Genomic DNA, 11,758 nt, shown 5'->3' with positions numbered 1-11,758 from the left:
GCCCGCGCATGCGGGACCTTTGCTGCTGCATGCCTGGCCGGATCGCGTCGCAAAGGCACGCGGCGACTACGGCCGTTTCGTGCTTGCCAACGGCCGCGGCGGCCAGATCGACGCGGAAGAGCCGCTTGCCCGCGAAGCCTGTCTCGTCGTGGCCGATCTTCACGGCAAGGCGCGCAATGCGCGGATCACCGCCGCCGGCGCGGTCAGCGAGGAGGATATCGCCGCCCGTCTCGGCCACCGCATCGAAACGCAAGTGGAAACGCTGTTCGATCGCGACAGGGGCATGGTGCGCCAGCGCCAGACGCGGCGGCTGGGGGCGGTCGTGCTCGGCGAGCAGGCATTGCCGGCGCCTAAGGGCGAGGCGGCGGACCGGGCGGTTCTGGACGCGGTGCGCGCGCACGGCCTTTCCGTCCTGCCCTGGAACAGGGAGGCGGAGGGCCTTCGCGCGCGCCTTTCCTTCCTGCACGCGACCAGGGGCGCGCCTTGGCCGGACGTGACCGACGAGACGCTGACGGAGCGGCTCGAGGAATGGCTGCTGCCGTTTCTCACCGGCGAACCGTCGCTTTCGGCCATTTCAGGCCGCGCGCTTGCCGACGGGCTGATGGCGCTGGTGCCCCATGATCTGCAGCGCCGGGTGGATGCGGAGGCGCCCAGCCATTTCACCGCGCCGACGGGAAGCCGCCTGCCGATCCGCTACGCGGACGGCGAGGCCGTGCTGGCCGTCCGCGTCCAGGAGCTTTTCGGTCTTACGGAGCATCCGACAGTGGCGGACGGATTGCCGCTGACGCTCGAACTTCTGTCGCCGGCACATCGGCCGATCCAGAAGACGCGCGACCTGCCCGGCTTCTGGCGGGGCTCGTGGGCGGATGTGCGCGCGGACATGCGCGGGCGCTATCCCAAGCATGTCTGGCCGGAGGATCCGGCAACAACCGCCCCCACCAGACGCGCGAAATCGCGACAATAAAAATACTTGGCCGCCGGCATGTGAAGGCACATAAAGGCGCCAATGCTTGAAGAGACACAGACACCGAATACGCGCCGCAGCCGCAGCCTGCGCCTCAATACGCTGATCAGGCTCAGATGGCTGGCGATCGTCGGCCAGAGCGCAGCGGTGCTGGCGGTGGCCTACGGGCTGGGCTTCCCGCTGCCCGTCGGCCCGTGCTTCGTGCTGATCGCTGCGTCCGCCTGGCTGAACCTCTATCTCACCTTCCGCTTTCCGACCGCGCATCTCCTGCCGCCCGTCGCGGCGCTCGCGATCCTGACCTTCGATGCTTCGCAGCTTGCGGGCCTGCTCTATCTCACCGGCGGCCTCACCAACCCCTTCTCGCTTTTGATGACGGTGCCGGTGGTGATCTCGGCCACCTCGCTGCCGCTCGCCTGGACGGCGCTCCTGGGGGTCTATGTCGTCGGGCTCGCGAGCCTGCTCGCCTTCTTCCACCTGCCGCTGCCCTGGTATCCGGGCACGGCACTCACCATGCCCTTCCTGTACGTCGCCGGCATGTGGATCGCCGTGGTGTCCTCGATCGCGTTCACCGGCATCTATGCTTATCGCGTGGCGGAAGAGGCGCGGCTTCTGGCCAACGCGCTGGCGGCGACAGAGCTCGTCCTGCAGCGCGAGCAGCACATCTCGGCGCTCGACGGGCTGGCGGCGGCAGCCGCGCACGAGCTCGGCACCCCGCTTGCCACGATCGCGCTGGTGGCGCGCGAAATGGAAAAGGCGCTCACCGAGGATCCGCGTTTTCGCGAGGACGTCACGCTTTTACGCTCGCAGACCGAGCGCTGCCGGGAGATCCTGAAGCAGCTCACCAGCCTTTCCTCGCAGGGCGAGGCGCATCTGGCCCGCCTGCCGCTTACCTCGCTCATCGAGGAGACGGCCGCGCCGCACCGCGATTTCGGGATCGAAATTAGGATGGAGGCGGGCCTGACCGATGGTCCGGAGCCTGTCGGCCGGCGCAACCCCGGCGTCATCTACGGGCTTGGAAACCTCATGGAAAACGCGGTCGATTTCGCCCGCGAAACGGTAAACGTCATCTGGAGTTGGGACGCCGAAACGGTCCATATCCGCCTCGTCGACGACGGGCCCGGCTTTCCCGCCGAAATCATCGACCGCATCGGCGAGCCCTACATGTCCAAGCGACGCACGGGCAGTTCCGGCGGCGGGCTGGGGCTGGGACTCTTCATTGCCAAGACGCTGCTCGAGCGCTCCGGCGCGACGATCGTGTTCTCCAACGCCGGCGACAAGGGCAAGGGCGCGACGGTGGACATCTCTTGGCCGCGCGAACGGTTCCTCGCCGGCGGCGACGAAGTCTTCACCGACCGTGAAAAACTGGAAATACGCGGGGAAACCGCTTAAATCTGGCGGGAAGAAAGCAGAAGACCGATGATGACCGACCCAGCAGCAGACCAGATACAGAACATCCCCGGCGAAGAGCGATCCCTGCTCATCGTTGACGACGACCGGCCCTTTTTGGCGCGGCTGGCCCGCGCCATGGAAGGGCGCGGTTTCGCCGTCGAGACAGCCGAAAGCGTGGAAGAGGCGCTAGCAAAAGTGAAGGTGGACGCGCCGGCATTCGCCGTGGTGGACATGCGGCTGGGCGACGGCAACGGGCTCGATGTGGTCTCGGCCATTCGCGAGAAGCGCAAAGACGCGCGCACCGTCATCCTGACCGGCTACGGCAATATCGCCACCGCGGTGACGGCGGTGAAGCTCGGCGCGATCGATTACCTGTCGAAACCCGCCGACGCCGACGATATTTACGGCGCGCTCACCCGACAGCCGCACGAAAGGGCCGAGCCGCCGGAAAATCCCATGTCGGCCGACCGGGTGCGTTGGGAGCATATCCAGCGCGTTTACGAGATGTGCGACCGCAACGTCTCGGAAACCGCCCGGCGGCTGAACATGCACCGGCGCACCCTGCAGCGCATCCTGGCGAAGCGCGCGCCGCGCTGATCCTCAGCCATCCTCATCCAGCAAGGGGACCGGAACGCCCGCGAGTTCCGCAGCCATCAGCCGCGCCGCGCAGGCGCGGGCAAAGCGGATCGTCACTGCCTTGCGCGTGGCCGCCGCCAGGCGGTGCTCCGGCGCCTCGCGCAGGATTTCCGCACCGTAGCCGTCCGACAGGATGAAACCGCACTCCTCCGGAAAGATCTCCTCCGGCACGTCCGGATGCGAGGCGAAGAAGAAGCGGTCGGAATGAAGCCGATAGTCGGGCCATTTGCGGTCGACGCGGAAGTCCTCCACCGAGGATTTGATCTCGATGATCCAGATATCGCCCCTGGCCGTGAGCGCCACGAGATCGGCACGCCGACCGGTGGCGAGCGACAGCTCGGGCACGACCGCCGCTCCCATGTCCATGAGGAGGCGCTGGACGCCGCGGCGAATGAGCATCGCGCGATCCGACTGGCGGCCATCGGCGAGCGGGTTGACGGGGGCGGGCGAGATGATCGGCATGGGCGCAGAATGCCAGCATTCGACACATGGTGGAAGGGACCGGTGGGCGGAGAGCGGCATGCATGTCGGCCCAGCCGGTGTTGCCGATCTGCAATAGCTGCCCCGCAAGCGGTGATATCACCTTAAGCGAGCGATATCCCGCCTTGGCAAAACATTAACGCGCACTTTAAGAATGATGGCGAAAATGGGCCATGACCATGGCACCTGCGAGGGGGATCGGATTTTTCTCATGACATTGAGAACGTTTGTTGTTGCCGCCGTTCTCGGCTTGTCGGCGGTTCTGGCGGGCTGTGTTGCCGGCGGTCCGAGCCGGATTTTCACCGCCGAGTACGGTTCCGTGAAGGATGCCGGGTATACGCTGCCGAGCATTCCGATTTACAAGGTGCCGCGCACCTACCACCGGCAGATCGTCTCCTATGAAACGGATGAGGACCCGGGCACGATCGTCGTCGATACGAAGGAAAAGTTCCTGTACTTCGTGATGGAGGACGGCAAGGCCGTTCGCTACGGCATCGGCGTCGGGCGCGAGGGCTTCGAGTGGTCGGGCACAGCGCGCGTGGCGATGAAGCGGGAGTGGCCGACCTGGACGCCGCCGGCGCCCATGATCCGCCGCCAGCCGGAGCTCGCCAAATGGCGGGGCGGCATGCCGCCGGGCATCAGCAATCCGCTCGGCGCGCGCGCGCTTTACCTGTTCAACAAGGGCGGCGATACCGGATACCGCCTGCACGGCACGCCGGAATGGTGGTCGATCGGCAAAGCCATGTCCTCGGGCTGCATCCGTCTGCTCAACCAGGATATAATTGATCTTTACAACCGCACGGACATTGGTGCTAAAGTAATCGTGAAGGGATGAGAACCGTCTCGGCAATATGACGGGCCCCGAAACGGGCAGCTCATAAAAAAACCGGGTCCTAGCGGCCCGGTTTTTTCTTGCGATGTGAGAGGCTATACCCAAGCCGGGCAATCGGGCCGGATCAGCCGGCCTGCACCTGCTCGACGTGCTGCACTTCCGGAACGAAATGGTGGAGCAGGTTCTGGATGCCGTGCTTCAGCGTGGCGGTGGAAGACGGGCAGCCGGCACAGGCGCCGCGCATGTTCAGGAACACGGTGCCGTTCTGATAGCCGTGGAAGGTGATGTCGCCGCCGTCCTGCGCCACCGCCGGGCGCACGCGCGTCTCCAGAAGTTCCTTGATGGTGGCGACGATCTCCTCGTCGGCGGCATCGTAGAACTCGCTCCCGGGCGCCTCCGCGCCCGTCCCGTTCTCCGCCATGACCGGATGGCCGGACATGAAATGCTCCATGATGGTGCCGAGAACGGCAGGCTTCAGATGCTGCCAATCCGCCCCTTCCTTGGTGACGGTGACAAAGTCGTAGCCGAAGAAGACGCCGACGACGCCCGGTACGTCGAACAGGCGCCCGGCAAGCGGCGAGGCGGCGCGAGCGGCCTCGGCATCACGGAAATCGGCCGTGCCCTCGTCAAGGACCACCCGTCCCGGGAGGAACTTGAGCGTCGCGGGATTGGGGGTTGCTTCCGTCTGGATGAACATCGGCGGCATCTCCGTGCGGCATTCTTTGGAATAATTCTAAAATAGGCTGAAAGCCTGTCGGGTTCAAGCCGCATATAGGTATGGGCCAGTTCTATGCCAGGCTTTTGATCTCCTCGTCGGTCAGGCTATGGGGGACGACCGTGACGGGAATGGGAAAGGCCGCCCCCTTTCCGGCGATCGAGGAAACGAGCGGACCCGGGCCTTCCTTGGCATTGCTGGCGCCCAGAACGAGGATGGCGATGTCCTGGTCCTCCTCGATAAGCCCGTGGATCTCATCCGCTGTCTTGCCCTCGCGCACCACCAGTTCCGGCTCGATGCCGATGGTTTCGCGGATCTTGGTGGCAAAGGTGTTCAGGGCCGATTGGGCGTTCTGCATCGCCTCCTCGCGCATGATCTGCTCGACGCCGAGCCAATGCTGAAAATCGCCGGGCTCGACCACGAACAGGAGCACCACCGAGCCATTGGTGGTGCTGGCCCGGTGCGCGGCATAGGCCACGGCGCGATCGCATTCGGGTGTCTCGTCGACGATCGCCAGGAACTTGCGCTTGTGGCCGGCTTCCCGGCTGAGGCGTTTGGAGACCATGCACGTTCCTTTCTCGCAGGCAGGCCCGCATGCGCGTGGCATAATCTGCCATCGGCGGAAGCAGGCGGCAAGCCGCGTAGATCTGGTTTGACTAGTCGGCGAGCAGACCGATGATCTGATGGACCATTTTCATCGTTTCCTCGGCTCGTGCGCCGGCGCGCTCTCCGCCATCGCGCAGCACGCCATCGACATAGGCCGGATCGGCGGAAATGCGGCGCATTTCGGCGGTGATCGGGCTCAGCTTCGAAACGGCAAGATCGGCAAGCGCCGGCTTGAACTCGGAGAACTGGCGGCCGCCGAACTCGGAAATCACGCCTTCACGCGTCATGTCCGCCAGGGCGGCATAGATGCCGACCAGGTTTTCGGCTTCCGGGCGGCCGGCGAGCCCTTCGGGATCGCCCGGCAGCGGCTCGGGATCCGTCTTGGCCTTGCGGATCTTCCTGGCGATGGCGTCGGCGTCGTCCGACAGATTGATGCGCGAAAGGTCCGAAGGATCGGATTTCGACATCTTCTTCGTGCCGTCGCGCAGGCTCATGACGCGCGTGGCCGGTCCCTCGATCAACGGTTCGGTGAGCGGGAAGAAGCCGTTGACGCGCTCCTCTCCGACCTCCATCTCCACGCCGTAGCCGAGCGCGGCGATGCGGCCGGAGAAATCGTTGTTGAACTTCTGGGCGATGTCGCGGGTCAGCTCCAGATGCTGCTTCTGGTCCTCCCCCACGGGCACGTGCGTGGCACGATAGAGCAGAATGTCGGCGGCCATCAGGCTCGGATAGGCAAGCAGGCCGAGGGAAGCGTTCTCGCGGTCCTTGCCGGCCTTGTCCTTGAACTGGGTCATCCGGTTCATCCAGCCGATGCGGGCGACGCAGTTGAAGATCCAGGCAAGCTCGGCATGCTGCGGCACGCGCGCCTGGTTGAAGATGATGTTCTTCTTCGGGTCGAGGCCGCAGGCGAGATAGGCGGCGACGATACCGCGGGTCTGCTCGGCCAGGTCGTCGTGAACCAGGGTGGCGGTCAGCGAATGCAGGTCGACCACGCAGTAGAGGCAGTCGTAACTGTCCTGCAGCGTGACGAACTTTCGAATTGCGCCGAGATAATTGCCGAGGTGGAGATTGCCGGTGGGCTGCACTCCGGAAAAAACGAGCTGGCTGAACTCACTCATGGACGAATTCCCTGAAAATCCGATTGGCGCCGCCGCGCGTGGGGGCTTATGGACGAGGCCGCGCGTGCAATCAAGCCCCGCGCCGCCTGAGGGCCGCCTTCAGCTCCGCCCGGTCCACGGCGCCCGTCAGAATGGCGAGCGCAAAATAGGCGATCGCGGCAACGGCGACGACCGCCAGGGTTGCCCCCGCCCGCAATGCCAGTGAGGCGCCCGCCAGAGGATCGAGGAGCATCATGTCCAGACCGTAGGCCACCACCCCCATCACCGCGCTCGAAAGCACGATCATGGCGATGCGCCGCACGGTGGGGGCGGACGGGCGGAAATGGTGGCGCCGCCAGAGCGTTCCCGACAGCAACACGACGTTGACCCAGGAGGAAAGCGCCGTGGCGAGCGCGACGGCCACATGGCCGTAGAGCGGGAAGAGAGCCAGGCTGAGCGCGATGTTGACGACGACCGTCACCAGCGAGAACCACATGGGGGTCTTCATGTCTTCGCGCGCGAAGAAGCCCGGCTGGAATACCTTGATGAGCACATAGGCCGGCAGTCCGGAAGCGAAGGCGGCGAGCGCGGCGGCGGTCATCCGTGTGTCGACCGCGGTGAACGCTCCGCGCTCGTAGAGCAGGCCGACGATGGGCGCGGGGATCACCATGAGACCGACCGCTGCCGGCAAGGTCAGCCCGAGCGCGAATTCGAGCGAGCGGTTTTGCAGGTGCTGCGCGTCGGCGTGATTGCCCGCCTTGAGCGACCGCGACAGTTCCGGCAGCAGGACGACGCCAACGGCGATGCCGATGATGCCGAGCGGGAGCTGGTTGATGCGGTCGGCGAAGTTCAGGAGCGCAATGGCCCTGTCCTGCGCCGAGGCGATGATCTGGCCGACCAGGAGATTGATCTGCATGATGCCGCCGGTGACGAGGGCGGGCGCCATGAGGACGAGCAGGCGGCGCACGGCAGGTGTCGGGCGCGGCACGTCGAGCCGCATGGTGAAGCCCGCGCGGCGCACGGCGACGATCAGGATGAAAAGCTGCGCCATGCCGGAGACGAGAACGCCCCAAGCAAGCCACAGGCCGGTCACGCGCGGCGTCATGTCGGCAAAAATAGCCGCGGCGAGCACGGCGATCAGGATCACGTTGAGCAGCACCGGCACGAGGGCGGCGACGAAGAATTTGCGCATGGAGTTCATGACGCCCGACAGCATCGCCACCAGCGACATGAAGAGGAGATACGGGAACATGATGCGTGTCATGACGACCGTGAGGTCGAACTTCTCCGGCGTGTCGGCGAAGCCCGGCGCAACCACGGTGCCCACCAGGAAAGGCATGAAGATCATCGCAAGGGCGCTGAGCCCGAGGAGCACCGTCAGGAGCACGGCCAGTACGTCCTCGCCGAACTTCCGCGCCGCCTCCATGCCTCCGCCCTCCATCTCCTTGGAGAAAAGGGGGATAAAGGCGGTGTTGAAGGCGCCTTCGGCAAAGAGCCTGCGGAAGAGGTTCGGGAAACGAAAGGCGGCGTAAAACGCGTCCGTTACCGGCCCCGCTCCGAGCGTCGCCGCGATCAGTGCCTCGCGGGCGAAGCCGAGCACGCGGCTCGCCATGGTGGCGCTGCCGACGCTCGCGAACTTGGCGATGAGGCTCATGGGGCGGAGGCTCCGGGGGAGGTGCACTCGTATTCAGTCTCCACTAGCCCAAGCTCACCGACCCGCCTCACGCGACCACCGTCCTCGCCCGCGCCCCGCTGCCGCGCCTGGCAGGCCCCTTTTCCAACACCTCGAGAAGCTCCCGCCGGATGGCGGCAAGCCGGTCCTGGTTCTCGACCTTGGCGCCCGTCAGGTCGGTGACGTAGAAGGTATCGATCACCTTCTCGCCGAAGGTGGTGATGTGGGCGGAGGCGATGTCGAGGGAAAGGTTGGAGATGGCTCCGGTCACCTCCGAGAGCAGTCCGGGACGATCCAGGCACTCCACCTCGATGACGGAAAAGCGGTTCGACAGCGTGTTGCGCACCTCCGCGCGCGGCTCGACGCGGAAGGCCCTGGTGCCGCGGCGGGACTTGCCGCGCTTTTCGATCACGTCGGGCAGGTAGGACTTGCCGGAAAGCACATCTTGGATCAGCGCGCCGACACGCTCGGCGCGGCGGCGCTCGTCGGCGTCGTATTCGAAGGCGCGGCCGATCAGGATGGTATCCAGCGCGCGGCCGTCGGTGGTTGTGAAGATCTGGGCGTCGACGATATTGGCGCCGGCCGCCGAGCAGGCGCCGGCGATCACCGACAGGAGACGCGGATGGTCGGGCGCCAGCACGGTGATCTCGGTCACCGCCTCGAAGCTGTGCGGCTTGACCATGGTGGAGAGCGCTTTGCCCTTGCGGTCTGTCTCGCGGATGAAATCCGCGTGACGGATCTGGTCCTCTGTATCGACAGCCAGGAGATAGTTCTCATAGTGCAAGTCGACATAGCGGCGCGCCTCCGCCTCGGGCCATCCGGCCTCGCCCAGGGCGTCGGCCAGCGTCGCCCGCGCGGTCGCGGCCCGCTGGGCGCGCGAGCCTTCGGAAAAACCGCCGGTCAGGAGCAGTTCCGTCTCGTAGTAGAGGGTGCGCAGGAGCTGGCCCTTCCAGCCGTTCCATACGCCGGGGCCGACGCCGCGGATATCGCAGACCGTAACGACGAGCAGCAGCTTCAGCCGATCGACCGATTGCACGATGGCGGCGAAATCCTGGATGGTCTTGCGGTCGTTGAGGTCGCGCATCTGCGCGGTCATGGACATGGTGAGGTGATGCTCGATGAGCCAGGCCACCATCGCGGTCTCGTTGGCGTCGAACCCCATATGCGGGCAAAGGCGGCGGGCGATGCGGGCGCCGGCGACGGAGTGGTCCTCCGGCCTGCCCTTGGCGATGTCGTGAAAGAGAAGCGTCGCGTAAAGGACCGAACGCCATTGTTTCAGGCCGGGCAGGAGCGAATGGATCAGCGGGTGAGTCTTCTCGCTGTCGCCACGCTCCACCTCGGCCAGAACGCCCAGGCAGCGGATCAGGTGCTCGTCGACCGTATAGTGGTGATACATCGAGAACTGCATCATCGCGACGATCTTGTTGAAATCGGGGATGAGCTTCCCCAGCACGCCGGCCTCGTTCATGCGGCGCATGTTGAGCTCGGGATCGCGGCCGGAGGTGAGCAGGTCCATGAAGAGGCGGTTGGCCTCCTCGTCGCGCCGCAGGTTGCGGTCGATCAGCTTGAGCGAGCGCGTGAGCAGCTTGAGTGCCTCGGGGTGATATTCCAGCCCGTGCCGGTCGGCGAACCAGAAGAGGCGCAGCATGTTGACCGGATCGCGCTCGAAGACACCCTCGTCGGCGATGTTGATGCGGTGATTGTCGATGACGAAGTCGCTGGTTCCGGCGAGCTTGCGCTTGCGGCGCTGGAAGGTGAGGAAGATGCGGTTGAAGCCCGGCACGTGCTTGGCCTGCTCCTCCTCGAGCGCGGCGCAGAAGATGCGGGTCAGGTCGCCCACCGCCTTGGCGTTCAGGAAGTAATGCTTCATGAACCGCTCGACCGGCGACAGTCCCGGATGACTCGTATAGCCGAGCCGTTCGGCGATATCGCGCTGGATGTCGAAATGCAGCCGCTCCTCGGCCTTCCCGGTGAGGAAATGCATGTGGCAGCGAACCGCCCACAGGAAATCCTCCGCCTTGGCGAACTGCCGGTATTCGCGCCGTGTGAAGACGCCCTTTTCCACCAGTTCGCGGCTGGTGCGCACACGGTAGTAATATTTGCCGATCCAGAAGAGCGTATGGAGGTCGCGCAAGCCCCCCTTGCCGTCCTTGATGTTGGGCTCGACCAGATAGCGGCTTTCGCCGGCCTTGGCGTGGCGGGCGTCGCGCTCGGCGAGCTTGGCGTGGATGTATTCGGCCCCCGTGTCCTTGACCACCTCCCGGTCGAAGCGGGCGATCAATTCATCGTAGAGCGCCTCGTCGCCGCAGATAAAGCGCGCCTCCAACACCGCGGTGCGGATGGTCACGTCGGTGCGGGACAGGCGGATGCATTCGTCGATGTTGCGCGTGGCGTGCCCCACCTTCAGGCCCATGTCCCAGAACATGTAGAGCATGTATTCGGCCACCTGCTCCCCCCAGGGGGTCTGCTTGTAGGGGAGCAGGAAGAGAAGGTCGACGTCGGAGCCCGGCGCCAGCGTGCCGCGCCCGTAACCGCCCACGGCGACGATCGCCATGCGCTCGGCGGCGGAACGGTTCTCCGAAGGATAGACATGGGTGGTGGCGAAACCGGTCAGCGCACGGATCATCTCGTCCATCAGGTGTGAGAGCCGCGTGGCGCAGGCCGTGCCGCTGCCGTCCTCGGAAAGCATGGCCTCGGCCGTCTGCCGCCCTTCCTTGAGGCGCGCTTTCAGAAGCTTCATCACCCGGTTGCGGGTCTCGGGCACCTCGACTCCCTTCGCGGCCAGCGTGTCCAGCTCTTCCCGCAATTTCGCCGTATCGATGATCTGATCGAGTTTCAGAGGAATCTTCGCCATCCGGTCTCCGTGTGGCTGCCGTCAGATGCCGGGTGCGGCTGGAATCAACAGGGTGAAGGGCATCTCGCCCTCGCCCTTCGACAAGCTCAGGATGAGGGCTTGTGTTCGCACCAATCCCAGCGCCCAAGCCAGCGGCTACATCTCCTTGCCTTTTCCCTCATCCTGAGCTTGTCGAAGGGCGAGGGAAAAGGCACGCACCACCGTTTTCGCCCGCGTCTATAACCTTTTTACAGGGGCAGTAAAATGGCCACCTCAATCGCCCGAATCCAGCGCCTTCAGCCGGTAGAGCGCGTCGAGCGCCTCCCTCGGGGTCATTTCGTCGGGATTGAAGCCGGCAAGCGTCTCGACCAGCCTGCTGTCGGTTTGTCGTTTCACCGGCTCCTGGCGCACGGCCGCCGTGAAGAGAGGCAGGTCATCAACGATCCGCGCCGCCTGGCCGCCCGTCTCGCTCTCTTCCAGCCGGTGCAGCACCTCGCGCGCACGCTCGACGACCGCTGCCGGCAAGCCGGCGAG

At 65.3% G+C, this 11,758-nt stretch carries 11 protein-coding genes; 4 read left to right on the top strand and 7 right to left on the bottom strand.

Annotated features, from left to right (window positions below; translation table 11 throughout):
* The 3 genes from ACFP9U_RS19785 to ACFP9U_RS19775 form a co-directional block, all read left to right on the top strand.
* The coding region (locus ACFP9U_RS19785) for an ATP-dependent helicase C-terminal domain-containing protein (protein ID WP_378624093.1) at window positions 1-964 on the top strand (964 nt) is incomplete at its 5' end.
* Between the two features lie 42 nt (window positions 965-1,006).
* The gene (locus ACFP9U_RS19780) at window positions 1,007-2,353 is read left to right on the top strand and encodes an ActS/PrrB/RegB family redox-sensitive histidine kinase (protein WP_378624090.1); all 1,347 of its coding nucleotides are present in this window, start codon (window positions 1,007-1,009) and stop codon (window positions 2,351-2,353) included.
* Window positions 2,354-2,383: 30 nt separating this feature from the next.
* Window positions 2,384-2,950, top strand: coding sequence for an ActR/PrrA/RegA family redox response regulator transcription factor (locus tag ACFP9U_RS19775; RefSeq protein ID WP_322451273.1), 567 nt, complete (start codon window positions 2,384-2,386; stop codon window positions 2,948-2,950).
* 3 nt (window positions 2,951-2,953) lie between these two features.
* Here the strand turns inward: ACFP9U_RS19775 and ACFP9U_RS19770 are convergent, their stop codons facing one another.
* Window positions 2,954-3,451, bottom strand: a complete 498-nt coding sequence (locus tag ACFP9U_RS19770) for an MmcB family DNA repair protein (RefSeq protein ID WP_378624088.1) — start codon at window positions 3,449-3,451, stop codon at window positions 2,954-2,956.
* A 229-nt stretch (window positions 3,452-3,680) separates the two neighbouring features.
* Between ACFP9U_RS19770 and ACFP9U_RS19765 the strand changes: the two genes are divergently transcribed.
* Entirely contained in the window at window positions 3,681-4,304 is a 624-nt protein-coding gene (locus ACFP9U_RS19765) for a L,D-transpeptidase (protein ID WP_322451021.1), read from the top strand.
* Window positions 4,305-4,425: 121 nt separating this feature from the next.
* On the opposite strand, the gene ACFP9U_RS19760 is transcribed toward ACFP9U_RS19765, so the two are convergent.
* From ACFP9U_RS19760 to ACFP9U_RS19735, 6 genes are all read right to left on the bottom strand, one after another.
* Window positions 4,426-4,998, bottom strand: a complete 573-nt coding sequence (locus ACFP9U_RS19760) for a NifU family protein (RefSeq protein WP_378624086.1) — start codon at window positions 4,996-4,998, stop codon at window positions 4,426-4,428.
* Between the two features lie 91 nt (window positions 4,999-5,089).
* The gene (locus ACFP9U_RS19755; RefSeq protein WP_378624084.1) at window positions 5,090-5,581 is read right to left on the bottom strand and encodes a universal stress protein; all 492 of its coding nucleotides are present in this window, start codon (window positions 5,579-5,581) and stop codon (window positions 5,090-5,092) included.
* Between the two features lie 91 nt (window positions 5,582-5,672).
* Window positions 5,673-6,740, bottom strand: a complete 1,068-nt coding sequence (gene trpS, locus ACFP9U_RS19750; RefSeq protein WP_378624083.1) for a tryptophan--tRNA ligase — start codon at window positions 6,738-6,740, stop codon at window positions 5,673-5,675.
* A 70-nt stretch (window positions 6,741-6,810) separates the two neighbouring features.
* Entirely contained in the window at window positions 6,811-8,373 is a 1,563-nt protein-coding gene (gene murJ / locus ACFP9U_RS19745; RefSeq protein ID WP_378624081.1) for a murein biosynthesis integral membrane protein MurJ, read from the bottom strand.
* 67 nt (window positions 8,374-8,440) lie between these two features.
* Window positions 8,441-11,245 carry a [protein-PII] uridylyltransferase gene (locus tag ACFP9U_RS19740; protein ID WP_378624080.1) on the bottom strand — a complete coding sequence of 935 codons (2,805 nt, stop codon included), beginning with the start codon at window positions 11,243-11,245 and terminating at the stop codon, window positions 8,441-8,443.
* 252 nt (window positions 11,246-11,497) lie between these two features.
* A partial coding sequence (locus ACFP9U_RS19735) for a hypothetical protein (protein WP_378624079.1) occupies window positions 11,498-11,758 on the bottom strand: 261 nt, incomplete at its 5' end.

Origin of the sequence: Nitratireductor sp. GCM10026969 (assembly GCF_042660605.1) — a bacterium.
Lineage (GTDB): Bacteria > Pseudomonadota > Alphaproteobacteria > Rhizobiales > Rhizobiaceae > Chelativorans.
This window is presented reverse-complemented; position numbering and strand designations above follow the sequence as displayed.

Coding starts and splice junctions, on each gene's coding strand:
- ACFP9U_RS19780 (WP_378624090.1), top strand. CDS start 1,007: ATGCTTGAAGAGACACAGACACCGAATACGCGCCGCAGCCGCAGCCTG.
- ACFP9U_RS19775 (WP_322451273.1), top strand. CDS start 2,384: ATGACCGACCCAGCAGCAGACCAGATACAGAACATCCCCGGCGAAGAG.
- ACFP9U_RS19770 (WP_378624088.1), bottom strand. CDS start 3,451: ATGCCGATCATCTCGCCCGCCCCCGTCAACCCGCTCGCCGATGGCCGC.
- ACFP9U_RS19765 (WP_322451021.1), top strand. CDS start 3,681: ATGACATTGAGAACGTTTGTTGTTGCCGCCGTTCTCGGCTTGTCGGCG.
- ACFP9U_RS19760 (WP_378624086.1), bottom strand. CDS start 4,998: ATGTTCATCCAGACGGAAGCAACCCCCAATCCCGCGACGCTCAAGTTC.
- ACFP9U_RS19755 (WP_378624084.1), bottom strand. CDS start 5,581: ATGGTCTCCAAACGCCTCAGCCGGGAAGCCGGCCACAAGCGCAAGTTC.
- trpS (WP_378624083.1), bottom strand. CDS start 6,740: ATGAGTGAGTTCAGCCAGCTCGTTTTTTCCGGAGTGCAGCCCACCGGC.
- murJ (WP_378624081.1), bottom strand. CDS start 8,373: ATGAGCCTCATCGCCAAGTTCGCGAGCGTCGGCAGCGCCACCATGGCG.
- ACFP9U_RS19740 (WP_378624080.1), bottom strand. CDS start 11,245: ATGGCGAAGATTCCTCTGAAACTCGATCAGATCATCGATACGGCGAAA.